Consider the following 25,559-nt stretch of genomic DNA (forward strand, 5'->3'; position numbering starts at 1 on the left):
TTTAGCTGCTTCAGCGCGTTAACCTTAAGGCAAACAAGATGGCCTTAAGGAGAACTGATGGCCCTCAAGATGACCAAGGACGAGCGCGAAGCGTTCCTCGCCGAGCCGCAGGTCGGCGTGCTCAGCGTCGCGGCCGAGCCCGGGCGGGCGCCGCTGACCACGCCGATCTGGTACCGCTACGAGCCGGGTGGCGACGTCGTCGTGATGACGTCACCCGGCTCGCGGAAGGCCCGGCTGATCGAGGCGGCCGGCCGGTTCGCTCTGTGCGTCCAGCAACAGGACGGCGTCTACAAGTACGTCTCGGTCGAGGGCCCGGTGGTGAAGTCGTGGCCGATGACGAAGGCCGAGCGGCACGGGATGGCGGCCCGCTACCTGCCGCCGGGCGTGAGCGAGGCCTACACCGACGCGACCGACGGAACGCACGGGCAGAACATTGCCATCGTGATGCGTCCGGAGCGCTGGAACACCGCGGACTTCAGCGACCTCGCCGAGCAGCTGGCCTGATCACCAGCAGATGATCCCCAGGATGCACGACGGTTCGGACCGCGGCGTGGTGGTCGGGGCCGGCGGGTGACCACCGGACGGCGGCGGGTTGCCCGGCGGTGTCGTCGTCGCGGTGCCGGAGGTCGTGGGGCCGGCGCCGGACGGCGTGGCGGTCGGTGTCGCGGTTCCGGTGCTGCCGGGCTCGGTGGCCGGGTCGCGGCCCGGGACCTCGGTGACGGTGCCCCGGTGCTCGTTCGACGCCGTGACGACGTCGCCGCCGGTGCCGCCGCCGATCCCACCGTCCGGCGGCGAGTCCGTGGCCTGGTCGGCGCCGCCCAGCCCGGTGGTGCGCTGCGGGAACGGGATGACCTGGATCTGGTCGACCGGGGACGCGTCCTGGCGTTCCTTGCCGCTGAAGGCGACCAGCGCCGCGGCCGCGCCGCAGCCCACGATGACGGCGAGCATCACCGCGACCACCCGCCAGCGTGACTGGCCGGGTCCCGGACGGTCGCCCCAGCCCTCGCGCACGAGCAGCTCGGCGACCGATACCTCGTCGTTCACCCCGACAGACCTTCCCGAGAGGCCTTTCGGCCGACATCGTGGCCGTATTCTTACCGTAAAAGCCCCCCGAACGGGTGAAACACCGGCAAAAATTCGTCACGTAATGCGAGTTTCGACGGTGAGTGACATCCACAGCGTTTTCTAAGCTGACGCTCGTGATACTCCCAGCATGACCACCGAAGCTCGGTCCATGCTGCTGAAAGCGGAACGGCCGGTCCCCTCGATCGCCGTCGCGCGCCGCAGCCCGTGGGCGTTGCTCCGGTACGTCCCGAACCCGAGGACGACGCCGTTCGCCTTCGGCTACCTGGTCGTCCTGCTGGGCACGACGCTGCTGCTCGAGTTCGCCGACCCGGCGCTGACCGACCGGCTGCTCCGGCTGTCCAGCACCGACGCCCACAACCTGTGGCGCCGGCCGCTGACTTCGCTGCTGAGCAGCGCGTTCTGGCTGCCCGGCGAAAGCTGGCTGCCGTATGTCCTGATCTTCGCGGTCGCCGTGGCGCCGCTCGAACGCCGGTTCGGCGCCCGCCGCACGGCGCTGGTGTTCTTCTCCGGCCACATCGTGGCCACGCTCGTCACCGAACTGCCGGTGATGGCCCTGATCAGTGCGCACGTGCTGCCGGGCTCGGCCGGGCACTGGCTCGACATCGGGGTCAGCTACGGCTTCTTCACCACCGCCGGCGCGCTCGTGTTCCTGCTGCGCGGGCGAGCGCGCCTGCTTGCGCTGGCCGCGGTGGAGGCGTTCATCGCGGCGATCTGGCTGAGCGACGACCCGGTGAGCCTCGACTCGATCGTCACGCTGCTCGGCCACGCGTTCGCCGCGCACTTCGGGCTGCTGGTGTGCGGGCCGTGGCTGCGGGCGCGCATCCCCAGGCCGAGCCCGGATTCCGCCGGGTAGGCAGGGGCGGGAGTCGGTGGTGTAATCGACGGGCCACACGCCGACTTCACGGGGGACGGACGCACATGCAGGCCGACTCGCTCGCCGAACTGGTGGAGCTGAGTCCGGACGCGATCTGCGTCCACGAGCACGGCGTCCTCACCTACGCCAACCGCGCCGCCCTCGATGCACTCGCCGCGCGGTCCGCCGACGAGGTCATCGGGCGCCGGTTCACCGACTTCGTCGCCGAGGACGCGCGGGCCGCGGTGACCGGCGAGCTCGCCCGGCTGACCGAGCCGGGGCAGGCGAGCGAGCCCGTCGAAGCGCTGATGTCGCGGCTGGACGGCAGCAAGTTCGCCGTCGAGACGGTGGTGGTGCGCCTCGGCGAAGGCGCCTACCAGGTCGTCATGCGGGACATCACGGCGAAGAAGGCGGCCGCCGACGCCCTCCGCTACCAGGCCGCGCTGGTCTCGCACGTCAGCGACGCACTGATCGCGACCACCGGCGAAGGCGTGGTGACCAGCTGGAACCCGGCCGCCGAGGCGGTGTACGGCTGGACCGCGGCGGAGGCCGTCGGGCGGCGGGCGAGCGAGCTCGTCGGCGCGTCGCTCGACCTGCCGGAGATCCGGCGCGGCGGCGGTGTCGCGGAGGCGGTGCACCGGCGGCGGGACGGGGCACCCCTGGCCGTCCGCGTCTCGGCAGCTGAAATGAACGACGGGTACGTGCTCGTCTGCGCCGACGAAACCGCGCGGCGGCGGGCCGAGCAGAACTACCGCACGGTGGTCGCCTCCCTCGACGAAGGCGTGCTGGTGATGGGCCCGGGCGGGCTGATCGAAGCGGCGAACCCGGCGGCCTGCCGGATCCTGGGTGTCGCCGAAGCCGACCTGCTCGGCGTCCCGTGCCACACGCTGACGCTGTTCACCGAGTCCGGGCGGTGGATCCCGCCGGACGAGATGCCGTCGGTGCAGACGCGGCGGACCGGCGTCACGCACAACGGCCTTGTCGTGCGCCTGCGGCGGCCGGACGGCCGCGACGTCTGGGTGTCGCTGACCTCCCGGCTGCTCGCCCCGGACGACCCGGCGGCGATGGCCGTGGTCACGTCGTTCACCGACATCACCGAGACCCGCGCGATCAGCGCGCAGCTCGCGCACGACGCCACCCACGACCCGCTGACCCGGCTGGCGAACCGGACCCTGGTGCTCGGCCGGCTCGACGTCCGCGAGCGCGGCGCGGTCACCGTGCTGTTCCTCGACCTGGACAAGTTCAAGGTCATCAACGACTCGCTCGGGCACTCGGTGGGCGACCAGGTGCTGCGGATCGTCGGGGAACGCCTGCGCCGCAGCTCCGGCCGCGACGACCTGGTCGGCCGGCTGGGCGGCGACGAGTTCGTCGTCGTCACCGCGGAAGTCACCGATCCGGGCGAGGTCCGGGCGCTGGCCGAGCACCTGCGGGCCGCGCTGGCCGAGCCGCTCGGCGTCCTCGGCCGGCAGCTGCACCTCGACGCGAGCATCGGCGTCGTGCTCGTCGGCCGCGACGACCGCCGCAGCGCGGAGGACCTGCTGCGCGACGCGGACATCGCGATGTACCAGGCGAAAACGCTCGGCCGCGGGCGCCACCACTTCTTCGACGCCGGCCTGCGCGAGCGGATGCAGCGGCGGCTGCGGATGGAGCAGGACCTGCGCGACGCGGTCCACGACGGCCAGCTCTGGCCCGCTTACCAGCCGGTCGTCGACCTGCGGACCGGCGAGATGGTCGCGGTGGAGGCGCTGCTGCGGTGGACGCACCCCCGGCAGGGCCCGATTTCGCCGGCGGAGTTCATCCCGCTCGCCGAGGAGAGCGACCTGATCAACGTGATCGGCAAGGAGATGCTGCGCGCGACGACCCGCGAACTCGCTTCGCGGCGCGCTCGCCAAGGTCTGGACCTGACGTTGAAGGTCAATTTGTCGACCCGCCAGCTCGACGACCCGCACCTGGTGCCGGCGGTCCAGGACGCGCTGGCGGCCACCGGCATGCCGGCCGGCGCGCTGTGCCTGGAGGTCACCGAAAGCGCGTTGATGCGCGACCAGGAAGCGGCCGGCGAAGTGCTGGCGGCCCTGCGGTCCCTGGGCGTGCTGCTGGCGATCGACGACTTCGGCACGGGCTATTCGTCGCTTGCCCAGCTGCGCCGGCTGACGTTGGACACGCTGAAGATCGACCGCTCGTTCATCACGGGGATCGCCGAGTCCCGGGACGCGGAGGCGATCGTCACGAGCATCATCGCGATGGCCCACGCGGTGGACCTGACGGTGATCGCCGAGGGCGTCGAGTCGGCGGAGCAGGTGGAGCTGCTCCGCGCGCTCGGCTGCGACCAGGCGCAGGGCTACCACCTCGGCCGCCCGGTGCCGGCGGCCGAGCTGTTCGGTCAGTAGACCCGCTTCAGCCGCTCCAGTTCGTCCGCCGTCAGTTCGATGCCGAGGTCCTTGAGGGCCGGGTCGAGTTCGTCGGGCGTGATGGTGGTGGTTTCGCTGTGGCCATCGGGGTTTTCGACGGTGAGTTCGCGGCCGAGCAGCTTGCGGCCGAGGCCGGGCTCGATCCGCATGACGACCAGCCGCCCGGTGAACGGCGACTTCGGGTGCGTGGACGTGTAGTGGTGGTAGACCTCGTAGTCGATGGGGTGCATCTCGTTGAGGCGGAATTCGAGGAGGTCCTCGTCGCCCTTCTGCAGCGTCCACCACTCGCCGTTGCGCCGGATGCGGTGCGGCCACCCGGCTTGGTCGACCTCGTGGCCGTCGACGAGCGGCATGGGCGCGAGGATCCCGGCTCCGAACCCGACGTCGGCGAGGAACTGCTCGCCGTCGACGTCGACGACGAGGGTCATGTGCGTGTAGGGCCCGGGCCGCCGCGGTTGGACGCGCGCGGAGAGCCGGTGCACGGGGTACCCGAGCTGTTCGAGGACGGCAGCGAAGAGGCCACTCTGTTCGTAGCAGTAGCCGCCTCGCCGCCGCCCGACGAGTTTCGCGCTCACGACGTCGAGCGATATCCCTTGGTGCTGCCCGAGAACGACGTCGACGTTCTCGAACGGGATGGCATCGACGTGGGCCCGCATGAGTTCGCTGAGCGCGGCCGCGGACGGCGCCTGCCGAGGCTGCCCGACGCGCGCGAGGTAGGCGTCGAGGTCGACGGCGCCGATGCCCCATTCCCCTTCGGTGGTCATGGGTCCATGGTGGACCGGTTCGTCATCCTTCGTGGACGACCTGCCGAACCTCGACGGCGGTGTACTGGGCGTCCGGGATCTTCGCGGCCAGCTCGACGGCCCGGTCTTCGCTTTCGACGTCGACGACGTAGTAGCCGCAGAGGAAGGCCTCGGACTCGACGTAGCCGCCGGTCTTGGTGTGCGCCACGCCGTCCTTGACCTGGACGGTCTTGGTGGTGGCGGGCTCGGCGAGTGCCTTGGTCTCGACCATTTCGCCGGTCTCGGTGACGAGCTTGATGAAGTCCCCGTGTCCTTCGTAGACGGCGTTCTTCTGGTCATCGGTGAGGGTGCCCCAGAGGGCGGGGTTCATGTGCAGGGTGAGGAGGTAACGCATGGCCCGGCTCCCGGCGTGTGGGCGGCGGCCCCGGGTGGGCTGCCGTTCGCCGGGTGGTCGGGGCCGGCTCTCCGGTCCGGACACGGGTGCTCGGGGTTCACTCGTTCGGCCTAGCGCCACCCTCCCGCCGTGCACCACACGTGCAACTAGCGACGGCCAACAACGGCCACGGCCACGATCGGCCCCAGACACAAGAAAGCCGCCTTGACCGGAGTCAAGACGGCTTCTTTGAGGTGTGGCCAGGGCCGGGGTCGAACCGGCGACCTTCCGCTTTTCAGGCGGACGCTCGTACCAACTGAGCTACCTGGCCGGGAACGCCGGCGAGGAGCCGAACGATCTTGCGACCCTGACGGGACTCGAACCCGCGACCTTCGCCGTGACAGGGCGACGCGCTAACCAACTGCGCCACAGGGCCTTGCTTCACTACTGTACTGCGTACTCCCAACGGGATTCGAACCCGCGTTGCCGCCTTGAAAGGGCGGAGTCCTAGGCCGCTGAACGATGGGAGCCCGGCCGGTTTCGGGTGACCGACCGACCGCGCTCTCAGGTTCCCCTGGGAGCGATTACAAGCATAGGGCACGCCGCCACCGCTTTGCACCGGGGGTTCCTTAAGCCCTCGGCGAAGCTCAGACCTGCGCAAACGCCGCCAGATCCGCCAGGCGGCGATCGAACTCGGCCAGCTCCGGCTCCGGCAGCGCCGACGCCAGCAGTTCGCCGATCCGGTCGTCGGTGAGCGCTTCGGCTCGCTGCCAGCGTTCGCGCAGGTCCGGCTTGCGCTCCGCCGACGTCACCAGCTCGTCGGCCGCGTCCTCGGGCCACGCCGTGCGCAGGAGGCGCGCGCGGCCGCCCTCCGGGTCCGCGATCACCGCCTCCGGGATCGACAGGCCCAGCGCCCGCAAGGCGGCGAAGTGGAGGCCGCCGCGCAGTTCGCGGAAGACCATCAACGCGAAGCCGAGGCGCTCGACGTCCCCCGTCGGACGCTCGGTGTTCTTCCATCCTGCGAAAAGCGCGAGGCCGCTCGCGTCGGCGGCGTCCACGACCCGGAACAACAGCTCCGCCAAGCGGGCGGGCTCCGATACGGCCGAAAGGCTGACGCGCGACCACCGGGCCGATGACTCGGCGTAGGCGCGGACCGCTGCGGGCGCGTCGAGGGCGGCCGTCGCCGGCGGCAGGACGTACTCGAACAGCCAGTGCGGGAAGATGCCGAACAGCTCCGCGGCCACCTTCGGCGGGACGTCCCCGAGCACCGCCGACCGCCCCCGCACGTACAACGAACGCGGCGGCAGCCCGACCTCCGCCTCGACCGCGGCCAGCTCCGGCGACGTCATGAACTTGCCGCCCAGCACCTGCACCACCGGCCTGATCCGGTTCGCTAGACCCGCCACACCTTCGACCGTCGTCATGTCCGCCCCTTTCGACACAGCAACCGTAACACTGTTACGAAACCTGCGTCAAACAGCACACGACCACCCGGCAATTACTCCCAGAAAAGCAGCACAACCAGCGGAAATATCACCGGACGGGCCCGGCGCACCACGCCGGACCCACCCGCTCAACGCTGAACCGGCGCCTGCCCGTCCTCATCCAGGTTCAACCCCAGCATCTCCAACAACTCGACACAGTCCTCAACCCCCAACGCCCCATGCGCCACCGCCAGCCGAGCCCGCCGGACCTGATCATCCGACACCCGCTGCGCATCCGCCGCCCCACTCCGCTGCGCCGGCAACGCACCGGCAAACGGCGCACTCCCCCCATCGGCACCTTCGTACCGAAGGAGGAACTGCCGCACTTCAACAGACCCGCTCATAGCCCCTCCACACGGCTCACAACAACTTGGCCGCGAGGCTAACCAGCACCGGCCACCACACACAGCCCCCCGGAGAGTGAACCTGAGGCCACGCTCCGCTCAACGCAGCGCAATCAGCACACCCGGAGACGAACCCCACCCGAACGAACGTCACCCCCGCCCAAAGTGACACCACACCGGGAAATTTCCCGCTCTCCACTCGCCCAACCACCCAACTCGTGCAACAATCGAAGTGCTGACACACCCCCGGTCAGCGCCTGTGGAGATCCCCTCCGACCCCCGCGTTCCTCCCCCTGGCGCGGGGGTCCTCCATTTCTTGGGGGTGCTCGGGCTTCGCCCTGCGCCTCCCCAAGCATTTCGGCGTGCTGACCCGGGGGGCCGAGCCCCCCGGACCCCCCACGGTGCGGCCTGTTGCCGACCCAGCGTGGTTGCGTTTTCGCCTCGGGCGCTGCGCGCCCTGGCGGGTCTGGCCGAGTCGGGTGGTGAGTCGGACCTTGTTTGCCTCGCGAAGCTGGCGCTTCGCTTGCTGGTGACCCCGCGTCTGATGACCCCGCCTCTGGTGACCCGCGGTCCCTGTCGGTGGCGTTGGCGGGTGCCCTCGTCATCCTTTTGCCCCGATCCGATGGCTCGCGACGCCTCGGCGGGGGTGTTTTGGGGTGATCGACTCGGTGGGTTATTTGGGGGTTGCTCTTTGTTGTGGGGGGTTGGGCTGAATGGGTGGGGGTTGGGCTGAATGGGGAATGTTTGTGGCGTGTTGTAGCTCACAGTGGTTTGTGTGGCGAGATCCAAACGTTATCGTGGCCCTCGTGCCTCTTCCCTCCCTTGGCCGCTTGAGCAGCCGCACGAACCTGAAAGCCGCCGCGTCTTCCGGGCGTCATCGTGGTGCCGCGAAGCCCGTGGACGACGGTGTTGTCGAGGACACTGAGCTCACGTCGTACCTGGCGGCGCTGGCCCCCGACAACGACCTCGAGAGCACCGGATCCGGCAAGCGGTTCGGAGAAGCCCAGGTCATCCAGCTGCGGATGAGTCTCGTCGCCAACCAGCAGCTCAAGGACATCGCCGCCGAGCGGCAGATCTCCCCGCAGGCGCTGGCCCAGGAATGGATCCTGGAACGCCTCAACTGGGAGGGCCAGGCCTCCTCCCTGCACGACCAGCGGCAGCAGGCCGTCGGCGAGGTCAGCGACCTCACCGACGAGTTCCACTTCCCCGCCGACGCCTTCGACGCGCCGGCCGTGGCACGCCGCTGACGCGCCACCAGACCCCATGAGAAAGGGCCCCCGGCGGAAGCCGGGGGCCCTTCGCTCAGGCCTTGAAACGCGCAACGGGCCTGTGAGGCTTGTTCAGCCTCAGTTTCAGATCGCGCGGACCTTCTGGGCCTGCGGACCCTTCTGGCCCTGGCCGACCTCGAACTCCACTCGCTGGTTCTCCTCGAGGGTGCGGAAACCGCGGCCCTCGATCTCCGAGTAGTGAACGAACACGTCGCCTTCGCCGCCGTCCTGCGCGATGAAGCCGAAGCCCTTCTCCGCGTTGAACCACTTCACAGTGCCTTGCGCCACCGCTGTACTCCTCGTTACACAGATCCGCTTCGAATGCCACCGAAGCGGCACCCCGACCGTCCCGGGCGGTTCCAACGAGACGAGTCAAGAGCGGGTCGGCTCCATGGCTCGCGTCAGAAGTTCCGCGAGTGTGAAGCCACGAACACGCAAAACGACGGCCTGAGAGCAGACTACCGGGATCTGGCCAAAGTTGAACCCCGTGATCGAGGCGAAAACCGGCTCTGCGCACCAAGGTCACCGGAACGTCGTAGGGCACCCGCCCGGTTCTGTCGTACCCACCGGCTAGTCTGGCGCAGCACAGCGACACCGTGATCACCGGATACGGCTCGGAGTCGGCCGTGCCCCCTCCGTGAAAGCCCCTCCCGGCCATTGTGACGTTAGTCACGCCAAGGTTGCTCAACGTACTTGGTCCACGGGGCGTCTCGAAGGGGGAAGCACCAAATGGGGCAAAGGGGAATGGGTGTGACGGTGAGGATCTCCACGCGGCGCCGGGGCGCTGCCGTGGCACTGGGCTTGGTCGCCGTGCTCACGCTGGGGGCGTGCAGCAGCGAGCCGACGGTCTCGGCGAGCGGTTCGTCGGGCGGGGGCCCGACCAGCTCGCCCGCCCCCACCGCGCAACCGGCCAAGCTGACGGTGACTCCGGCGGGCGGCGCCCAGGACGTCGCGCCCGGCGAACCGGTCGGCGTCCAGGTCACCGACGGCACGATCATGTCCGTCACGCTGACCAACCCGGACGGCAAGCAGGTCCAGGGCCAGACGTCGCCGGACAAGAAGACCTGGAACACCACCGAGCAGCTCGGCTACGGCAAGACCTACACCTGGACCGGCCAGGTGCAGGGTGCCGACGGCAAGAACGTCCCCATCGCCGGCGCGTTCACCACGGTCAAGCCGAAGCGGCAGATGGCGGCCAGCCTGAACGTCGGTGACGGCCAGACGTACGGCATCGCGATGCCGATCGCGCTGAACTTCCCGAGCCGCGTCACCGACAAGGCCTCCGTCGAGAAGGCGCTGTCGGTCGAGACCACGCCGAAGACCGAGGGCTCGTGGGCCTGGATGCCCGGCGACGCTTCGGTGCACTGGCGGCCGAAGGAGTACTTCAAGCCCAACACGCAGGTGAAGGTCAACGCCAAGATCTACGGCGTCAAGATCGGTGACGGCGTGTACGGCAAGCAGGACGTCTCGGCCAGCTTCGCCATCGGGCGGTCGCAGATCGTCAAGGGCAACACCACGCAGCACACGATGCAGGTGATCCGCGACGGCCAGCAGATCGCCGACTACCCGGTGAGCTACGGCCTCGACTCCGACCCGGGCCGCGTCACGCACAGCGGCGTGCACGTCGTCATGTCGAAGCACGCGACCTACTCGATGAGCAACCCCCGGTACAACTACACGGACGTCAACGTGCCGTGGGCGGTCCGGATCTCCAACAACGGCGAGTTCATCCACGGCCTCGCGGCGTCGGTCTGGGCCCAGGGCAAGAAGAACATCTCCCACGGCTGCCTGAACCTCTCGCCGGCGCGGGCCAAGGAGTACTTCGACGGCGCTCTCACCGGCGACCCGGTCGAGATCACCGGCAGCACGCAGACGCTGAGCGCGAAGGACGGCGACTACAGCGACTGGACCTACGACTGGGCGAGCTGGCAGAAGCTGTCGGCGCTCGCCCACTGAGCCGACGTCGAACACCGGGCGGCCGGGAAGTCCCCTGCGGGCTTCCCGGCCGTTCGCGTTTCCCCCGAGATTCCCGAAACCCGATGCAACCCCGGTGATCACCCGCCGCATGACTAAGGGCAGAGGCGCAGCGATCCCAGCCGCGCCCGCGAGAATGAGGAGCTGTCTTGCGTATCCGCATCGCCCTGACCCTCGGCGCGCTCGTGCTCGCCGGTGGCGCCCTGACCGGTGGCATCGCGCTGGCTTCGGAGGCGCAGGCGCCGGCCCCGACCCAGACCCAGGTGACCCGGCCGGGCGAGCCGACCGTGGCCCCCGCCCCGGAGCCCACCCGGACCCGCCCGCAGACGCCGAGCGCCGTTCCCGCACCGCGCGAGACGTCCCGGCCGGCCCGCACCGGACAGGCTCCGCGCGTCCCCCGCGCCGTCCCGGCCGGCCCCACCGGTGACCTGCACCTGCCGGCCGTGTGGGAGACCCGGTAACCAGGTGATCTCCCGCTCCCGTCCGTCGACCGGGCCGGGCTCGCCGTGGGACGGCGAGTTCGCCCGGTACTTCGGCGAGCGCGCGCACAGCCTGCGATCGACCGCCTTCCTGCTCTGCGGGGACTGGCACCAGGCCGAAGACCTCACGCAGGCCGCGCTGCTCAAGCTCTACCTCGCCTGGCCGAGGCTGTCGCGGCACGACACGCTGGACGCCTACGCGCGCAAGATCGTCCTGCGCACGTTCCTCGCCGAGCACCGGCGCAGCAGGTGGAAACGGGAGCGGCTCACCGACGCTCCGCCGGAACTCCCGGCGGAGCCCGCCGCGAGCCCCCAGGACGAACTGGTCCGGCAGGCTCTGGCCGTGCTGGCCCCCAAGCAGCGCGCCGTGCTGGTGCTGCGGTACTTCGAGGACCTGAGCGTCGAGGAGACGGCGAAGGCGCTCGGCTGCAGCACCGGCACGGTGAAGAGCCAGGCCTCCCGCGGCCTGGCCACGCTGCGCAAGCGGCTCGGTCCGCATTACGGTGCGTTGACCTTCAGCGCACCCACGGAGGGGAGGTGACGAACATGGACCCCGAAGACGACGTCCGCGCGATCCTGACCGGCGCGGCCGGCGGCCCGCAGCCGCCGATGCGCCTCGAAGCCGCCGACGTGATCGAGCGCGGCGGCCGGGTCCGGCGACGGCGCAAGCGCTTCGCCGTCGTGGGCACTTCGGCCGCGACGGCGGTCGTCCTCGCGGTGGCCGGTTTCCTGGCCGGCCACCGGGTGGGGCCGCCGGAGCCGGTGCAGCCCGCCGGCCCCGGGTTGTCCACGATCGGCACCACTCCCCCGACGTCGGCCGAGGTGCCGGCGACGTCGATCGCGCCGGAGTCGCCGACGGCCGAGCCGGGCCAGACCCGGTCCCGCTCGTCGCGGACGTCGGTTCCGCAGGCGCCGTCCGCGGGCCCGCGGGAGACGTCCCGCCCAGGGCGGGTGCCCACGCCTTCCTCGACCCCGGACGCGACCAGGCCCGCGGCCCCGACGGCGACGACCACGCGTTAGCCGTGGTGCAGATCACCGCGCTTTTGTGGGTTTCCGGCGAAATATCCGGCGGGTTGGTGGCGATATGTCCGGTGGTGTTCCGCTCGGACACCGGACAACCTGCTCAGCCGGACGCCTCGCGCCGGCCCGAGAACCCGAGGAGGAAGCACATGGTGCTCGCCGCACTGATCGTCGAAACCGGAATTGCCGTCGTGGTCGCGGGGGCGCTCGCCGCCTGGTCCCGCAAGCGCTTCACTCCTCGCCACGACGCGAACTGACCCTCCGGCGCACGTGTGCCCCGCCCGGTGATCCGGGCGGGGCACACGGCTGTCCGGCGGCCGCTCAGCGCTGAGCGGCCGCGGAGGCCGGCTTGCCGCCGCTGTCCTCGGTGTCGATCTCGTCCATCGGCACCTGCGACGTCTCCGGGATCTTGATGATCGGGAGGATCGCGATCAACGCCGCCGCCATCAGGTAGTACGCCGGCCAGTCCTCGTTGCCGGTGCTCTTGATTAGCGCCGTCACGATCACGCCGCAGGTCCCGCCGAACAGCGACGTCGAGACGTTGTACCCGATCGCGAACGAGCCGTAGCGGACCCGCGTCGGGAACATCGCCGGGAACGTCGAACCGATCACCGCGAGCATGAACACCAGCAGGATCGCCACGATCAGGAACCCGACGAACAGCCACAGGATGCTGCCGGACTGCATGAGCTTCAGGCAGGGCCAGCTCAGCACCAGGAACCCGATGGCCGCGGTGAGCAGCAGCGGTTTCCGGCCGATCCGGTCGGACAGCGCGCCGAGCGGGATGATGATCGCCATCTGGATGACTTCGACCGCGATGATGATCAGCGTCGAGGTGTTGTCGTTGATCTTCAGCGTGTCGGTGAAGTACGTCGGCATCGTCGTCAGCAGCAGGTAGTCCGCGACGTTCAGCAGCAGGACGATGCCGATCAGGTTGAGGATCATCCGCCAGTTGCGGACGAAGATCTCCTTGAGCGGTGCCTTCTTCGGCGCCTCGCCCGCAGCTTCCATCCGGCGGAACTCGGGGGTGTCCTCGAGCTTGTTCCGCAGGTAGAGCCCGATCAGGCCGAGCGGCAGCGCGACGAAGAACGGGATCCGCCAGCCCCACGCGTCGACCTGGTCGGCCGACAGGGACAGCGTCACCGAGAGCACGACGAGGTTGCCGAGCACGTAACCGGCCAGCGTGCCGAGTTCGAGGAAGCTGCCGAAGAAGCCGCGGCGCTTCGTCGGGGAGTACTCGGCGATGAACGTCGCCGCTCCGCCGTACTCGCCGCCGGTGGAGAAGCCCTGGATGATCCGCAGCAGCAGGATCGCGATCGGCGCCGCGATGCCCATGCTGTAGCTGCCGGCGTACGTCGGCAGGACGCCGACCAGGAACGTGCAGCCGGACATCAGCAGGATGGTGATGGCGAGGACCCGCTTGCGGCCGAGCTTGTCGCCGAGCGGCCCGAAGAACGCCCCGCCGAACGGCCGCACGATGAACCCGACGGCGAGCAGCGCCAGCGACTTCAGCACGGCGTTCCCCTCGCCGGGGAAGAACTGGGTGCCGATGCTCACCGCGATCGCGCCCGAGGTGAAGACGCCGTAGTCGTACCACTCGGTGGCGTTGCCCATGGCCGACGCCCACACGGCGCGCTTGACGGTTCTCTCGTCCACCGACGGTTTGCCCGTCGTTGCTGCTGGTTCGCTCATGCCGGCGACGACTCCTCCCGTGCAGTGCCCATTGGGCCGTTCGAGCTCATCAGCCCAGTCTTGACCGGCTCTCCCACCTCGGCAGTCTGAGCCGTGAATTGTCTACGGTGGGGAACTTTCCGGCTACTGAGAGAGGTGGGCGGCCGGGGCGCGCGCGAGGGGCGGTTACCCGCCGGTTAACGTCAGCGCATGAGTCGTGTTCCTCAACCCTGGCCGCCGGTGGCGGTGGAGCCCGCGGTCCCGCACCCGAAGGCGCCGGAACCGGGCACCGAGCTCGGCGTGCACTTCCGGGAGTGCTTCGGGTGCGGCGACGAGGCCGACGCCGGGCTGCAGCTGCGTTCGACCGTCGGCGAGGGCCAGGTGGTGCACTCGCGGTTCACCGTCACCAAGGCCCACCAGGGCGCGCCGGGGCTGGCTCACGGCGGGCTGCTGGCCTGCGCGTTCGACGAGGCGCTCGGCTCGACGGTCGGCAACCTGATGCGCCGCCCGGCGGTGACCGGCAAGCTCGAGACGGACTTCCGGCGGCCGGTGCCGGTCGGTTCGACGCTGTTCATCGAGACCCGGCTGGACGGCATCGCGGGCCGCAAGATCTACGTCAGCGCGGACGGCCGCCTCGACGCCGAGGACGGCCCGATCGCGGTCAGCGCGCGGGCGTTGTTCGTCGTCGTCGGCTTCGAGCACTTCAGCACCCACGGTGACTCGCAGGCGCTGGAGAAGCTGGCCGCGCAGCACGAGAAGAACCAGCGGGAGCGCGGCGCCCGCGACTGGGAGATCAACCCCTGAGCCTCTTCCGCTGCTGGTCGTGAGTGGTAAGGAGGGTTCTAACCCGCCTTACCACTCACGAGGGCGTCAGGTGAGGGTGCGGGGGCGGATCGCGTTGGCACGGTCGACCAGCTGGATGCGCTCGTCGACCGTGCCCGCCAGCCGCGCCAGCGCCCGGTAGCACCGTTCGAGGCCGAACCGCAGCTCGCGTTCCTCGAGCTGGCACCCGAGCACCCGCGCGCCCGGCGTCGGCTTGCCCTGCTTGAGCCATTCGTGTGCGGCTTCGAGCACACCGGCGGACAGCTGCGTCCGGCGTTCGGCGTCCAAGCGGAGCCGCTCGAGCCGGGCCGACGCGTCGAGCAGGTCGTGCTCGGTGACCGGGGTTTCGCGGCCGTTGGCCTTGGTCGCGGTCGTCTTGATCTTGATGGCCGCGACCTGCGCGTCGACGTAGTGGGTGGAGGACGGCGGCACGGTTTCGAGCACCTCGACCGCGCTCGCCCGCGCGCCCTGCGCCAGGTACACGCGGGCGAGGCCGAAGGCGGCGCTGACGTAGGTGCGGTCGGTGCGCCAGACCAGTTCGTAGAACCGCGCGGCGGCGAAGTAGTCGCCGACGCCTTCGGCGCTGATGCCCAGCGCGAGCTTCGGGGCGATCTCGCCCGGTAGGTCGTCGTACACCGCTTCGAACGCGACGTGCGCAACCCGCGAACGGCCGCCCGCGAGCTCGATCAGGCCGCGGTACCAGTCGATCCGCCAGTCGTGCGGGAAGCCGTTCTTGATGGCCAGGTACTGCGCGGCCTGCAGCTGCCGCTGGGCCTCCGCGAACTCGCCCAGCTCGATCCGGGCGCGCACGATCCGCAGCCGCACCTCGATCGACTCCCGCGGCGCGCCGGCCAGCGCCTCGATGGCGGCCCGCGGGTCGAGCGCGGTGGTGGTGGCGAGCACGCCCGCCGCCGGGTCGTCCGTGTCCACCTGCGGGATCGGCAGCCCGGCGACGACCTCGTCCGCGCCGGGCAGCGGCACGCTGGCGCCGGTTTCGGGCACCACCAGCTGCACGCCGAACGTGCGGCTCTCCGGGCCGAACACCGTGGACACGCCGGGCCGCGGCTTGCCGGTGCCGAGCGCCATGATCTCGCGCAGCACCCCGGTGAGCTGGTCGGACATCTCCTCGGCGGAGAGGAACCGCCGGTCCGGGTCGGAGTGCGTCGCCCGCCGCAGGAACCGGTGGTACGAACCGAACAGCGCGAACAGCGGGACGGCGTCCGGGCCGGGCAGGGTGGTCTTGAACTTGCTGGTGTAGCCGGTGAATTCGAAGCTGAGCACGGCGAGCGTGCGCCCGACGGTGAACAGGTCCGACGCCACCGACGCGCCCTGCGTCGGCAGTTCCGGTGCGCTGTAGCCGGTGGTGAAGAACAGCGGGCTCTCGTAGTCGTCGGTGCGGCGGACCGCGCCGAGGTCGATCAGCTTGAGCTGCTCGTTGGTCTGGATGACGTTGTCCGGCTTGAGGTCGCAGTAGAGCAGGCCCTGGCTGTGCAGGTAGCCGAGCGCGGGCAGGATTTCCAGCCCGTAGGCGATGACCTGGCCGATCGGCAGCGGCTCCGGACGGCGGCTTTCCCGGTGGTGCGCCAGCGCGAGCTGCCGCAGCGACTGGCCGCCGACGTACTCCATCACGATGTAGCCGGTGGTCGTCCCGCTGTGGGCGTCCGGGTGCTGCACGAAGTTGTGGATCTTGACGATGTTCGGGTGCTCGACCTCGGCGAGGAACCGCTGCTCGTTGGCCGCGGCCGCCATCGCCGTCGCGTCCCCGGTGTCGATCAGTCCTTTGAGGACGACCCAGCGGTCGCTGACGTTGTGGTCCTGCGCCAGGTAGATCCACCCGAGACCGCCGTAGGCGATCGCGCCGAGGACCTCGTACTGGCCACCGACGAGCTCGTGCGGCTGCAGCTTCGGGAGGAACGAGAACGGCGCACCGCAGTTCTCGCACTTTCCTTCCGGCGAACCGGGTTTGCCGTCCTTGCCGCGGCCGACCTTCGCGTTGCAGCTGCCGCAGAACCGCTTTTCCTCCGACACCACCGGATTCGTCAGCACCGCGGACGCGGGATCGCGCGCGGGAACCGGCGGCACCTCGACCAGCCCGGCCCCGAGCCGGCCGCGACGGGACCGCGACGTCCGCGACGACGTCCGCCGCGAAGTGCCGGGGAACGCGCCGGACCGGGAGTCCGAGCCGCTGCCGGTCCCCGTTCCGGTGCCCGTTCCCGTGCCGGTGCCGGTGTGCCGGCCTTCGCTGGTGCGCTCGGGCAGGACGCTCTCGGTGCCCGGATCGGGCAGCGGCGCCCCGGGCCCGGTGTCCGGCCGCGGCACCGGCGGCATGATGCTCTGGGTTTCCGGCGCCGGCGCGGCAAGAACGCTCGTCGGCTGCGGCGCATCAGGATCCGGGCGCACGCCCTGCGCCGACGGGACGACCGGCGCATCGAAATTCGGGCGCACGGCCTGCGTCGGCTGCGGCGCATCGGGACTCGGCCGCCCGGCCTGCGTCGGCGGTTGCGGCGCGTCGGAGTTCGGGCGCATGGCTTGCGCCGAGGGCGCCACCGGCACGTTCGGCGCCACCGGCACGTTCGGCGCCACCGGCACGTTCGGCGGCTGCGGCACGTTCGGCGCCACCGGCACGTTCGGCGCCACCGGCACGTTCGGCGGCTGCGGCGCCCCTCCGTCGGGGCGCAACGCCTGCGTCGGCGGCGCGACCGGGGCGATGCTGCCCGGCGGGCGGGTCGGATCTTCCGCGCCCGGGATCAGCGGGCGGGGCTGCCCGCGCGGCGGCGTCGGCGGGCGGCGCCCGGGTGCCTGCCCGGCCGGTTCGCCGTCGTCGAGGCGGCCCGAGATCGACGGCTCCGGCGTCTCCCACCGCACCGGTGGCGGCGGCTGCCAGCTCGGCGTGGCCACCTGCTGCGGCTCGTCGTCCGGCGCGGCGTGCCGAGGACGGCGCGGCTCCTCCGACACTGCTACCTCCCGGATCCCCTGCGACGTGCGGAGATCGATCCTAGTCGCGCTGAGTTACCTTCACTGCTGGTACTGGGGCGACGGCGGCGAAGCCGGGCCGAGCCGGGCTTCCACCCAGCGGCGGTAGCTGTCCTGCCACACGCCGTTGCCGCGGAGCTGGTCGAGCACCGCGTTGACGTACCGGACCATGTCCTCGTGGTCCTTCGGCACGCCGATGCCGTAGTTCTCCTGGGTCAGCCGCTCGCCGCGGACCTCGAGCGTCGAGTCCTGGGCGGCCATCCCGGCGAGGATGGTGTCGTCGGTCGACACCGCTTCGACCTGGCCCTGCTGGAGCATCACCAGGCAGTCCGACCAGTTGTCCACCGAAACCGGCACCGGCTTGGCGGGATCCGTCGCGATCTTCGCCAGCGACGTCGACTTCTTGGTCGCGCACACCCGCTTGCCGCTCAGGTCCGCCAGCTTCTGCGCCTTCGACTCCTTGGTGACCAGGATCTTCTGGCCCGCCACGTAGTACACCGAGGAGAACTCGACGTCCTTCTTGCGCGCGCAGGTGATGCTGTAGGTCCGGACCACGATGTCGACCTGGTGCTTCTTCAGGACCTCTTCACGCTGCGACGACGGGATCGCGCGGAACTGGACGTGGCCGTCGGCCGAGCCGAAGATCGCCTTCGCGACCGCGTTGACCATGTCGATGTCGAAGCCCTCGAGGTTGCCCGAGGTGGGGTTGCGGAAGCCGAACAGGTAGGTGGTCTGGTCGACGCCGGCGATCAGCTTGCCGCGCTTGCGGATGTCGGACATCGTCGAGTTGTCCGGGACGGTCGTGCTGGTCGGCGACAGGCTGGCCAGCGGGTTGCAGCTCGTGTCGGAGGTCCCGCCCGCCGTCGCGTCCGGGCCGCCGACGTGCGCGGGCTGCGGCCAGGCCGCGTTGCCGACCGGCGCCGGGTCGACCGGTTTCCCGGGGCTGCCGCAGGACGCCGCCAGCAGCGCGACGACCGCCAGCACACCCGCCCGGACCGTGTTCCCGCGCCTGTTCACCGGTACTCCCTCAGTCGCTCCCGGATCCCCATGGTGACACCCGCCGCGGCGACGATCGCCAGCACGGCCAAACCGGGCGCGAGGAGCGTCAGTGCGCGGTCGCCGTTGTGGGTGTCGTCGACGAAGTCCTGCCGTCCGACGTCGATGGCCGCCTGGAGGCTGTCGTCGAGCCGCCGGAACGCCGGCGCGGAGCCACCTTTCGCGTCTTCCTGCACGGCGGAGTCGACGGCTTCCTGGTACGCCCCGGCGTCGTCCTGGGCGCGCACCTGCCGGTGCGCCTTCAGCCAGTCTGTCGCGGCCGCCGACGCGTCGGCGATCTTCGTGGCGCCGGCGCCGTCCTTGATCAGGCCGCGGGCTTCGCCGAGCAGACCACCTTGGCCGTCTTCGCCGACCAGTTGGACCGCCTTGGCGCTGAAGTCCTTCTCGTACGTGCCGCCGTCGCCGCGGGCGACCAGCGTCAGCGTTTCGTCTGCGCGGGCCTGCAGCGCGGCGATCCGCGCTCGGACGAGAACATCGACGCGGTGCGAACCGTCGTCCTGGCCGCTGCCGACCAGGCTGCCCTGCACGATCAGCGCGACCGCGCCCCACAGCAGCGACACCACGACGGCGGCCGTCGCGACGACGAGCCCGACGTTGAGCAGCCGGTTGGTGCGCCGGGTCAGGTAGACCTGGGCGACGATCAGCGCGGCCAGGAGGGCGGCCACCAGGATCGTGGCGAGCCACGGGAATCCGGTGGCGCTGTCCTGCTCTTCGATGAGCCGCTCGGTGTCGACGCGGTAGAGGTCCTGGGCGGCAGGCAGGATCTTCGCCCGCATGAGCTCGGACGCCTCGCGCAGGTAGGACGCGCCGACCGGGTAGCCGAGCCGATTGTTCGCCCGGGCCGTCTCGACGAGCCCGGTGTAGACGGGCAGCTGCTGGTTCAGCATGTCGACCGGGGCGGCCGCGGCGGCGACGTCCGCGCTGTCGGACGCGGCCTTGGCGAGCGCGGCGCCGGCTTCGGCGATGTCCCGCTCGTAACGCTGGCGGAGTTCGGGCGGCTCGGTGCCGATGGAGAGGAACGCGCTCGCGGCGGTCGCGTCGGCGTCCGAGAGCGAGCGGTAGACCTGCTGCGACGCGGCGGCCAGGGGCTCGCGGCGGTCGATGACGCCGCTGATCGTGTCGTCGCGGTCCTGCACCGACAGCGTCGCGACGAGCCCGGCGACCAGCGCCAGCAGCACCAGCCCGACGGCGATCACGGTGAGCCGGCCGGGCGTGGTCGCGGCCGACCGGATGACCGCGCGGCCCCCCTGGCCCGGCAGGTCGAGCAGCCCGAGCAGGCCGCTGCGGCCCCCGGTGCGGTCGCGGTTGTCCGGTGGCGACGGCGGAGCTCCCGGCGCGGGCGCCGGGGCCGTCGCGGTGCTGGTCATCCCCGAATTCCTCCCCCTGCCATCCGGGGCATCGCCCCAGGCCGGGGGCTTCGCCTCCCGGAGCCCCCGAAAAAGATCGCTGTGAGCCGTACCCGCAGAAGGTAGCCGAGTCGCCGCGCGCGCAGCCACCGGCACCGCCCGCTGTCATCAGCACGTGATCTGGGCGGATGTGTTCCCGGGCACACCGGTGATCAGGTCCGGACTTCCGCCAGGACGCGCCAGTGGCCGTCGCCGGGGCCCGACGTCAGCGTTCCGCCGGCGAGGGCGAGCCGCTCACGCATGCCGGCCAAGCCGAATCCTTCACCTGTCCGGGTGAACGCCGCGAGCGTGTTGCGGACGTCGAGCCGGACGACGCCGGGCGCGTGGCTCAGCCGCATCCGGATGTCCTCGCCGGGGGCGTGCTTACCGGCGTTGGTCAAGGCTTCGCGTGCGACTCCGGCCAGGGCGACGACCGCCGCGGACGGGAGCGGCCGCGGTGCGCCGTCGGCGGCGAAGTCCACGGCGACGCCGTGGTCGCGGGCGTGCGCGGCGGCCACCGCGGCGAGGGTTTCGGTCAGCGGCGGGACATCCTGGCGCAACGCGGCGACGGCGTCGCGCGCCTCGGCCAGCCCGTTCGCAGCGAGACTCCGCGATCGCCGGACGGATCGCAATGCACCGTCTACATCGGACTTTTCGGCCAGCAGTGCTTCGGCGAGTTCGAGCTGCACACCCAGCGCGCCAAGGGAATGCGCGAGGACGTCGTGGAGTTCGCGGGCGATCCGGGCACGTTCGTCGAGCGCGGCGGCGCGGGCGTGCTCGGCTTGGGCGAGCCGCGTCTGCTCCAGCAGCGCCTGGCTCTGGGTCGCCTGCACTTCGTATTGGCGGCGGTTGAGGCCGAGCAGCACCAGCAGCAGCATCACGCCGGCGTCGGCGAGCGACTCGCCGAGGGAGTACCCGGCGAGCGCGTGCGACGTGACGGCCAGCGCGACGTCCAGGAGGCCGGCGGCGAGGATCGTGCCGACGCTGACCGAGGTGAGCGTCGCGAGCCGGCCGAGAGCGATGACGGACAGCAGGATGGCCGACGAGTCCCCCGCCCAGCCGACGATCGCCGCCGGCAGCGCGCTGGCGGCGGCGAGCAATGCGGCCGCTGTCTTCGGCCGTCGCCGTGTCTGCAGGACGAAGCCCAGCCAGCCCGCGGTCGCGACGCCGTACGCGGTCCAGATGCGCGGGTCGGTTTCGCGGGCGGTGAGGAGGGTGGCGGCGAAGAAGAGCGTGCCGAGCAGCTGCACCACCAGCCAGCTCGGCGCGATGGTGTCGGGCAGGCGTTTCGGCACGGCGTCCATGATCCCGCTTCGCCGGGAAGTCAGCCTCGGATGGCCGGGGCGAGCGAGTGCGGCAGCACGGCTTCGGGGTCCGGTGGCCGCCGCACCACGACCTCGACGTCGTCGGCGAAGCGGTACGGCTTCGCGCCGAGGATGCCGCCGAAGTGCCGTCGCAGCCGGGACATTTCGGCTCGGACGGTGACGGTCCGGCCGGCGTCGCCGAAGAGGTCGGCCGACAGCTCGGACGCCGACCGGCCGTCGCGGCGGCTCGCCAGCACGTAGAGGACTTCGGCGTGGCGCGGGCTGAGCCGGTGCGTCCAGGTCCCGGCCGCGCTGGCCACGGTGAGCTCGGGCTCGCGCGGCGACCGGACGTCGAGCACGACGCGGGTGGGCGGCGCGGCGTCGTTCTCGGTCAGCCGGAGCAGCCAGCCGCCAGGGACCGGCTCGACCGAGCAGCCGCCGTACGCGGGCAGCCAGGCCCGTCCGGGCCCGAGGCCGGTGGGCAGCGCGACGCGGTCGACCGGCGCGAGCCCGGCGGCCGCGGCGACCCAGCCGTGTTCGTCGGCCACCATGGCGCGGCCGCCGACCTTCGCGAGGACAGGGACGGCGAAGCCCCTCAGTCTCTCCAGTTCGGTGCGGTGGGTGGTGCGCAGCTGGGCTTCCGCGAGCCGCGTGACGGCGTCGACCAGCGCCAACGTCGTCGCGTGGACGGTCGAGGCCGGCCCGGAGAGGTCGACGACGCCGAGCAGCCTGCCGTCGCGCGGGTCGTGCAGGGGCGCGGCCGCGCACGTCCAGGAGTGCTGAGCACGGACGTAATGTTCGGCCGAGTAGACCTGGATCGGGCTGCGCGCGACGAGCGCGGTGCCGATCGCATTGGTGCCGACGGCTTCCTCCTGCCAGTCGACGCCTTCGACGAACCCGAGCCGGTCGGCGCGGCGGCGGACCGCGGCGCTGCCGTCCCGCCAGAGGACGGCGCCACCGGCGTCGGCGATCACCATGATGTGCGCGGCTTGCTCGGCGAGGCTGATCAGGCCGCCGCGCAGGATCGGCAGCGCGTCGGCCAGCCCGCTCGCGCGGCGACGGGTCTCCAGCTGCTCGAAGCTCAGGACGGGCGCGGCGGCCCGGCTGTCGGGGTCCATGCCGAGCCGGCGCATCCGCTGCCAGGACGCGCCGATGACGGGGCGCAGTTTGCTGGGCAGCGCCTGGCCGTTCAGGGCCGCTTCGTGCACCTGCGCGAGGACACGGGCGTGCCGCCGGGGATCCGCCCCGGCCGGCAACGCCGCCTCGAGGTCTCGCTGCCCCAACCGCCGCTCCTAGTGCTGTGCCTCCTCGGAGTCTGCCGTTTCGGCCGGATGATCGGTAGGTGGCGCACGTCGCGGTTTCCCCGGGTCGTTCGTGCGGTCAGTACGAGACGTAGACGTCGGTCTCCAGCTCGTCCGGGGCGGATTTCGGGGCGGAGATCGAGGCTTGGATGAGCCGGGCGACTTCGGCGTCGATCGCGTCGAGGACCTGTTCGCGCAGCTCACCGCTGTCGGTGACGCGAGTGCGGAACCGCTGGAGGCAGTCCCCGACGTGCCGGGGAAAGCCGGCCTCGATCAGCGTCGGGCCACCGCCGCCGCGGGCCCGGCCGACCGCTTCTCCGGCCGCTTCGTGCACGGCGAAGAAGTCGGATCCGTCGACGACGACCCCGGGCACACCGAGCCCGGCCACCCGATCGGCGTAACCGGTGTCCTCGGTGACGAAGATGGCGGGGAGGTGCCAGGCCGACGCGAGGTTCAGCGCCTCGAGCGTCGTGCCGGGGCCGTCTCCGAGGAAGGCGACGCCGACGCCACCGAGGTCCTGCTGTTTCGCGGCGATCGCGGCACCGCAGATCAGCAGGGGGACGCCGCCTCGCGTGTTCGTCGTGAGCAGCCGGTCGTGCCGGATCTCGGCCAGGACGGCCCGGACGTCGACGCCCTTGGCGATGCGGTGCCCGTGCCCGCGGTGCGTGCCCGCGATGGCGTCACGGCTGTCGAGGTGGAGGCAGACGCCCGCGGCCAGGGCTTCCTCGCCGGCGTAGGGGTGCCCGCTCGCGCGGACTTGCTCTTCGACGGCCCGGATGGTCCGCATCACGCGATACGCACCCTGGAGGGCGTCCGTCATCTCCGGCGCTCCTTCCCCGGTTCGGTGTCCGTGCGCAGGAGCCCTTTTCGCGCCGCCTCCGCCATCGCGGCCCGGACGTCGACGACCCAAGGCCCGTCTGGTTTGAGCTCCACGAACGCGCTCTCACCGGTTTTGAGTTCGAGTTCGCGTTCACCGTCGAGAGCGATGACACCGCCCGCCGCAGCGAGCTCGACACGCACCCCGGGGCGGAGGAGCCCCCACCCGCGCACGCCGACCGGCCGCACGAGCCCGGGTGCGATCGGCGCGTGCACGACGTACGGCGTCTCCCCGACCGGCCCGAGCTGCAGCGCGACACCGTCCGGGCTCGACCGAGGGCTGGGACAGAGTTGGCCTGGAACGCTCGTGAGGCCGATTCCGTCCGGCTCGGCGAAGGTGCAGTACAGCTCGGTGAGTGAGGACGGGTCCCACAGCGCCCGCGCCCCGATGTGCCTGCTCAGCGACACGCAGACGTCGACGAGCGCGATCTCCCTGCGGGCTTTGGTGACGACTTCGAGCACACTGACGCGATGGGTGACGAGGTCCGGGTCGATCTGCCCGGTGGCGATCAACCCCGCGGCCAGGCCGGCGACGGTCGCCTCCCGCACCTGCGGGAAGACGTTGTTGGTCCCGGTGGAGAGGGCAAGCAGCGGAACGTCTTCGCAAGCCTTGGCGGCAACCCGGGCGGTCCCGTCTCCGCCGAGGACGACGATGACCCCGGCACCGGCCTCGACCATGCGGCGCACGGCGTTCGTCGTGTCCGCGGCGGTGCCGGTGAGAGCGTCGTCCTCACAGAAGTCGACCTTCGGCCAGGAGCCACCGCGCCCGAGGGCACGCAGGACCGCGGCGGAGATGCCGCCGAGGTCGGTCGAGACAAGGGCCCGGTCGAGCCCGGTGACAGCGAACGCCGCCAGCAGCCGCTGGACCATGTTCGCCTTCTCCGCGGTGGGGAACACCGACGCCTGCGCGACCAGCCGGCGGATGTCCCGCCCCGAAGCGGGGTTCGCGACGATCCCCGCCACCGTTTCACCCACCTGACCTCCCGTTCTGTCACCGGAGAACAGGAGACTCCGCGATCGGGCGGAGCGGAAGGGTTGCAGGGCGTTGCAGTGCTGGTGGTGCAGTCTTAGCGCGGGCACGCGGCCGAAGCGACGGAGATCACACTGCGCGTCTCACCCAGTGATCTTCAGTGGACAGTCCTACCCGGAGCGACGGGCGGGTAAGAACCAACCGCAGGTGGGTCCCGGCAACGGGCTACCGGACCAGGTCGGCGACGCCTTCGTAGGTGAAGCCCGCCTCGCGGACAGCAGCCCGGACGTCGTCCTCGGCCAGCGCGGTTTCCGCTCGCACGAGCACTCGGCCGGCCGCGACGTCGACGTCCACTTCGGCCACTCCGGGCAGCGCCGCGATTTCTTCGGTCACCGACTGGGCGCAGTGGCCGCAGTTCATGCTGGAAACGGTGTAACCGTGCTCGATCATGGTGCGCAGCGTACGAAAAGGGCCGCCACCTCGAACGGGTGACGGCCCTTTCCCAAGATCAAAGTCAGATCACGGTGACCGACGTGGCCTGCGGGCCCTTCTGGCCCTGGCCGATCTCGAACTCGACGCGAGCGTTCTCCTCGAGGGTACGGAAGCCGTTACCCTGGATCTCGCTGTAGTGAACGAAGACGTCGCCGCCACCGTTGTCGGGGGTGATGAAGCCGAACCCCTTCTCGGAGTTGAACCACTTCACAGTGCCCTGAGTCATCAAAAATCTCCATGTGTAACACCAAAACAGGAAGCCACTTCGGCGACCCGGGTCAGCACCCGGACGGTTTGCTTCCTCGGCGAGGAGACACTACGCCCGCTGAATTCTGCGAGCGTGACTCATCACGAACACAAAAGTCGAGACCATAAGCAGTAAAGCACACCTTGACCAGGGCGGACAAGCAGTCTTCACCCGGGCGGGGTGAGCTATTCGCCACTCGCCGGGCGAAGCCCCTCGGTGGCGAACGGCGAGCGCCAGGCGGCGTCCCGATCGGCGGCGACCACGGCGTCGTCATGGGCCTCTGAGCTGGCGCTGAACAGCACCGGTACGACGCCGGAGGACTTCCGCGGTTCGGATGCGTGCTGGTGATCGGTCACGTCGAAACTCCCCTCGTTCCCTGCCCGCTTCGGCGCGGGTCATGACCGTGATGGTGCCATGCGGCACCGACAGA

The 25,559-nt window shown here is 70.8% G+C and carries 27 protein-coding genes and 3 tRNA genes; 10 read left to right on the forward strand and 20 right to left on the reverse strand.

The annotated features are described in order from the left end of the window. The first annotated feature begins 57 nt into the window (after nt 1-57). Nucleotides 58-504, forward strand: a complete 447-nt coding sequence (locus ACWEF6_RS22915) for a pyridoxamine 5'-phosphate oxidase family protein (RefSeq protein ID WP_449684821.1) — start codon at nt 58-60, stop codon at nt 502-504. Here ACWEF6_RS22915 and ACWEF6_RS22920 read toward each other — a convergent pair whose 3' ends face one another. After that, entirely contained in the window at nt 505-1,044 is a 540-nt protein-coding gene (locus ACWEF6_RS22920) for a hypothetical protein (RefSeq protein WP_449684822.1), read from the reverse strand. 169 nt (nt 1,045-1,213) lie between these two features. Here ACWEF6_RS22920 and ACWEF6_RS22925 point away from each other — a divergent pair, with 169 nt between their 5' ends. Together ACWEF6_RS22925 and ACWEF6_RS22930 are read left to right on the forward strand one after the other, a co-directional pair. Beyond that, nucleotides 1,214-1,939, forward strand: coding sequence for a rhomboid-like protein (locus ACWEF6_RS22925; RefSeq protein ID WP_449684823.1), 726 nt, complete (start codon nt 1,214-1,216; stop codon nt 1,937-1,939). A gap of 65 nt (nt 1,940-2,004) precedes the next feature. Further along, entirely contained in the window at nt 2,005-4,326 is a 2,322-nt protein-coding gene (locus tag ACWEF6_RS22930; protein WP_449684824.1) for a sensor domain-containing protein, read from the forward strand. Here the strand turns inward: ACWEF6_RS22930 and ACWEF6_RS22935 are convergent. From ACWEF6_RS22935 to ACWEF6_RS22965, 7 genes are all read right to left on the reverse strand, one after another. Continuing rightward, nucleotides 4,320-5,111, reverse strand: a complete 792-nt coding sequence (locus ACWEF6_RS22935) for an arylamine N-acetyltransferase family protein (protein ID WP_449684825.1) — start codon at nt 5,109-5,111, stop codon at nt 4,320-4,322. The two genes, ACWEF6_RS22930 and ACWEF6_RS22935, sit on opposite strands and share 7 nt — an antisense overlap. Before the next feature lie 22 nt (nt 5,112-5,133). Then, entirely contained in the window at nt 5,134-5,484 is a 351-nt protein-coding gene (locus ACWEF6_RS22940) for a YciI family protein (RefSeq protein ID WP_449684826.1), read from the reverse strand. 236 nt (nt 5,485-5,720) lie between these two features. Continuing rightward, nucleotides 5,721-5,794 (reverse strand) — tRNA-Phe (locus ACWEF6_RS22945). Between the two features lie 31 nt (nt 5,795-5,825). Next, nucleotides 5,826-5,899 (reverse strand) — tRNA-Asp (locus ACWEF6_RS22950). A gap of 21 nt (nt 5,900-5,920) precedes the next feature. Next, nucleotides 5,921-5,993 (reverse strand) — tRNA-Glu (locus ACWEF6_RS22955). A 117-nt stretch (nt 5,994-6,110) separates the two neighbouring features. Then, the gene (locus ACWEF6_RS22960; RefSeq protein WP_449684827.1) at nt 6,111-6,887 is read right to left on the reverse strand and encodes an SCO6745 family protein; all 777 of its coding nucleotides are present in this window, start codon (nt 6,885-6,887) and stop codon (nt 6,111-6,113) included. A gap of 149 nt (nt 6,888-7,036) precedes the next feature. Further along, a complete protein-coding gene (locus tag ACWEF6_RS22965) occupies nt 7,037-7,291 on the reverse strand; it encodes a hypothetical protein (protein WP_310968009.1) in 255 nt (84 codons plus the stop codon). An 806-nt stretch (nt 7,292-8,097) separates the two neighbouring features. On the opposite strand from ACWEF6_RS22965, the gene ACWEF6_RS22970 reads away from it, so the two are divergent. Next, a complete protein-coding gene (locus tag ACWEF6_RS22970) occupies nt 8,098-8,538 on the forward strand; it encodes a hypothetical protein (RefSeq protein ID WP_310968010.1) in 441 nt (146 codons plus the stop codon). Between the two features lie 105 nt (nt 8,539-8,643). Here ACWEF6_RS22970 and ACWEF6_RS22975 read toward each other — a convergent pair whose 3' ends face one another. Then, nucleotides 8,644-8,847 (reverse strand): cold-shock protein, encoded by a 204-nt coding sequence (locus ACWEF6_RS22975; protein WP_003097368.1) that lies wholly within the window; start codon nt 8,845-8,847, stop codon nt 8,644-8,646. A 456-nt stretch (nt 8,848-9,303) separates the two neighbouring features. Between ACWEF6_RS22975 and ACWEF6_RS22980 the strand changes: the two genes are divergently transcribed. The 5 genes from ACWEF6_RS22980 (at nt 9,304) to ACWEF6_RS23000 (ending at nt 12,289) form a co-directional block, all read left to right on the forward strand. Continuing rightward, complete coding sequence (locus ACWEF6_RS22980) at nt 9,304-10,515, forward strand: L,D-transpeptidase (RefSeq protein WP_449684828.1); 1,212 nt, start codon at nt 9,304-9,306, stop codon at nt 10,513-10,515. Between the two features lie 167 nt (nt 10,516-10,682). Then, nucleotides 10,683-10,994 (forward strand): hypothetical protein, encoded by a 312-nt coding sequence (locus ACWEF6_RS22985; RefSeq protein WP_449684829.1) that lies wholly within the window; start codon nt 10,683-10,685, stop codon nt 10,992-10,994. A 4-nt stretch (nt 10,995-10,998) separates the two neighbouring features. Next, complete coding sequence (locus ACWEF6_RS22990; protein ID WP_310968013.1) at nt 10,999-11,553, forward strand: SigE family RNA polymerase sigma factor; 555 nt, start codon at nt 10,999-11,001, stop codon at nt 11,551-11,553. A 5-nt stretch (nt 11,554-11,558) separates the two neighbouring features. Then, on the forward strand, nt 11,559-12,032 hold the full coding sequence (locus tag ACWEF6_RS22995; RefSeq protein ID WP_449684830.1) for a hypothetical protein: 474 nt from the start codon (nt 11,559-11,561) through the stop codon (nt 12,030-12,032). A gap of 2 nt (nt 12,033-12,034) precedes the next feature. Further along, nucleotides 12,035-12,289 carry a hypothetical protein gene (locus ACWEF6_RS23000; RefSeq protein ID WP_449684831.1) on the forward strand — a complete coding sequence of 85 codons (255 nt, stop codon included), beginning with the start codon at nt 12,035-12,037 and terminating at the stop codon, nt 12,287-12,289. A gap of 64 nt (nt 12,290-12,353) precedes the next feature. On the opposite strand, the gene ACWEF6_RS23005 is transcribed toward ACWEF6_RS23000, so the two are convergent. After that, entirely contained in the window at nt 12,354-13,688 is a 1,335-nt protein-coding gene (locus tag ACWEF6_RS23005; protein ID WP_449684855.1) for an MFS transporter, read from the reverse strand. 225 nt (nt 13,689-13,913) lie between these two features. Between ACWEF6_RS23005 and ACWEF6_RS23010 the strand changes: the two genes are divergently transcribed. Continuing rightward, nucleotides 13,914-14,507: a PaaI family thioesterase gene (locus tag ACWEF6_RS23010; protein ID WP_449684832.1), complete on the forward strand. Its 594-nt coding sequence runs from the start codon at nt 13,914-13,916 to the stop codon at nt 14,505-14,507. Nucleotides 14,508-14,573: 66 nt separating this feature from the next. On the opposite strand, the gene ACWEF6_RS23015 is transcribed toward ACWEF6_RS23010, so the two are convergent. From ACWEF6_RS23015 to ACWEF6_RS23060, 10 genes are all read right to left on the reverse strand, one after another. Beyond that, on the reverse strand, nt 14,574-17,390 hold the full coding sequence (locus tag ACWEF6_RS23015) for a tetratricopeptide repeat protein (protein ID WP_449684856.1): 2,817 nt from the start codon (nt 17,388-17,390) through the stop codon (nt 14,574-14,576). A gap of 150 nt (nt 17,391-17,540) precedes the next feature. Continuing rightward, a complete protein-coding gene (locus ACWEF6_RS23020; RefSeq protein ID WP_449684857.1) occupies nt 17,541-18,482 on the reverse strand; it encodes a glutamate ABC transporter substrate-binding protein in 942 nt (313 codons plus the stop codon). 29 nt (nt 18,483-18,511) lie between these two features. Beyond that, on the reverse strand, nt 18,512-19,921 hold the full coding sequence (locus ACWEF6_RS23025; RefSeq protein ID WP_449684833.1) for a hypothetical protein: 1,410 nt from the start codon (nt 19,919-19,921) through the stop codon (nt 18,512-18,514). Nucleotides 19,922-20,112: 191 nt separating this feature from the next. Then, nucleotides 20,113-21,243: a sensor histidine kinase gene (locus tag ACWEF6_RS23030; RefSeq protein ID WP_449684834.1), complete on the reverse strand. Its 1,131-nt coding sequence runs from the start codon at nt 21,241-21,243 to the stop codon at nt 20,113-20,115. A gap of 20 nt (nt 21,244-21,263) precedes the next feature. Then, the gene (locus tag ACWEF6_RS23035; protein ID WP_449684835.1) at nt 21,264-22,526 is read right to left on the reverse strand and encodes a GAF domain-containing protein; all 1,263 of its coding nucleotides are present in this window, start codon (nt 22,524-22,526) and stop codon (nt 21,264-21,266) included. Nucleotides 22,527-22,623: 97 nt separating this feature from the next. Next, nucleotides 22,624-23,364: a thiamine pyrophosphate-dependent enzyme gene (locus ACWEF6_RS23040; RefSeq protein WP_449684836.1), complete on the reverse strand. Its 741-nt coding sequence runs from the start codon at nt 23,362-23,364 to the stop codon at nt 22,624-22,626. Beyond that, nucleotides 23,361-24,395 carry an ATP-NAD kinase family protein gene (locus tag ACWEF6_RS23045; RefSeq protein WP_449684837.1) on the reverse strand — a complete coding sequence of 345 codons (1,035 nt, stop codon included), beginning with the start codon at nt 24,393-24,395 and terminating at the stop codon, nt 23,361-23,363. Before ACWEF6_RS23045 ends, ACWEF6_RS23040 begins: the two co-directional genes overlap by 4 nt. A 220-nt stretch (nt 24,396-24,615) precedes the next feature. After that, nucleotides 24,616-24,840: a heavy-metal-associated domain-containing protein gene (locus ACWEF6_RS23050; protein ID WP_449684838.1), complete on the reverse strand. Its 225-nt coding sequence runs from the start codon at nt 24,838-24,840 to the stop codon at nt 24,616-24,618. 64 nt (nt 24,841-24,904) lie between these two features. Beyond that, nucleotides 24,905-25,108, reverse strand: a complete 204-nt coding sequence (locus ACWEF6_RS23055) for a cold-shock protein (protein WP_004563013.1) — start codon at nt 25,106-25,108, stop codon at nt 24,905-24,907. A 206-nt stretch (nt 25,109-25,314) separates the two neighbouring features. After that, on the reverse strand, nt 25,315-25,485 hold the full coding sequence (locus tag ACWEF6_RS23060) for a hypothetical protein (protein WP_310968024.1): 171 nt from the start codon (nt 25,483-25,485) through the stop codon (nt 25,315-25,317). Nucleotides 25,486-25,559: the final 74 nt, after the last annotated feature.

Source organism: Amycolatopsis sp. NPDC004772 (assembly GCF_053601215.1).

What these genes read in the sequence shown, in the direction of transcription:
- ACWEF6_RS22915 (WP_449684821.1), top strand. Translation starts at nt 58, where the DNA reads ATGGCCCTCAAGATGACCAAGGACGAGCGCGAAGCGTTCCTCGCCGAG.
- ACWEF6_RS22925 (WP_449684823.1), top strand. Translation starts at nt 1,214, where the DNA reads ATGACCACCGAAGCTCGGTCCATGCTGCTGAAAGCGGAACGGCCGGTC.
- ACWEF6_RS22930 (WP_449684824.1), top strand. Translation starts at nt 2,005, where the DNA reads ATGCAGGCCGACTCGCTCGCCGAACTGGTGGAGCTGAGTCCGGACGCG.
- ACWEF6_RS22935 (WP_449684825.1), bottom strand. Translation starts at nt 5,111, where the DNA reads ATGACCACCGAAGGGGAATGGGGCATCGGCGCCGTCGACCTCGACGCC.
- ACWEF6_RS22940 (WP_449684826.1), bottom strand. Translation starts at nt 5,484, where the DNA reads ATGCGTTACCTCCTCACCCTGCACATGAACCCCGCCCTCTGGGGCACC.
- ACWEF6_RS22960 (WP_449684827.1), bottom strand. Translation starts at nt 6,887, where the DNA reads ATGACGACGGTCGAAGGTGTGGCGGGTCTAGCGAACCGGATCAGGCCG.
- ACWEF6_RS22965 (WP_310968009.1), bottom strand. Translation starts at nt 7,291, where the DNA reads ATGAGCGGGTCTGTTGAAGTGCGGCAGTTCCTCCTTCGGTACGAAGGT.
- ACWEF6_RS22980 (WP_449684828.1), top strand. Translation starts at nt 9,304, where the DNA reads ATGGGTGTGACGGTGAGGATCTCCACGCGGCGCCGGGGCGCTGCCGTG.
- ACWEF6_RS22995 (WP_449684830.1), top strand. Translation starts at nt 11,559, where the DNA reads ATGGACCCCGAAGACGACGTCCGCGCGATCCTGACCGGCGCGGCCGGC.
- ACWEF6_RS23010 (WP_449684832.1), top strand. Translation starts at nt 13,914, where the DNA reads ATGAGTCGTGTTCCTCAACCCTGGCCGCCGGTGGCGGTGGAGCCCGCG.
- ACWEF6_RS23025 (WP_449684833.1), bottom strand. Translation starts at nt 19,921, where the DNA reads ATGACCAGCACCGCGACGGCCCCGGCGCCCGCGCCGGGAGCTCCGCCG.
- ACWEF6_RS23030 (WP_449684834.1), bottom strand. Translation starts at nt 21,243, where the DNA reads ATGGACGCCGTGCCGAAACGCCTGCCCGACACCATCGCGCCGAGCTGG.
- ACWEF6_RS23040 (WP_449684836.1), bottom strand. Translation starts at nt 23,364, where the DNA reads ATGACGGACGCCCTCCAGGGTGCGTATCGCGTGATGCGGACCATCCGG.
- ACWEF6_RS23050 (WP_449684838.1), bottom strand. Translation starts at nt 24,840, where the DNA reads ATGATCGAGCACGGTTACACCGTTTCCAGCATGAACTGCGGCCACTGC.
- ACWEF6_RS23055 (WP_004563013.1), bottom strand. Translation starts at nt 25,108, where the DNA reads ATGACTCAGGGCACTGTGAAGTGGTTCAACTCCGAGAAGGGGTTCGGC.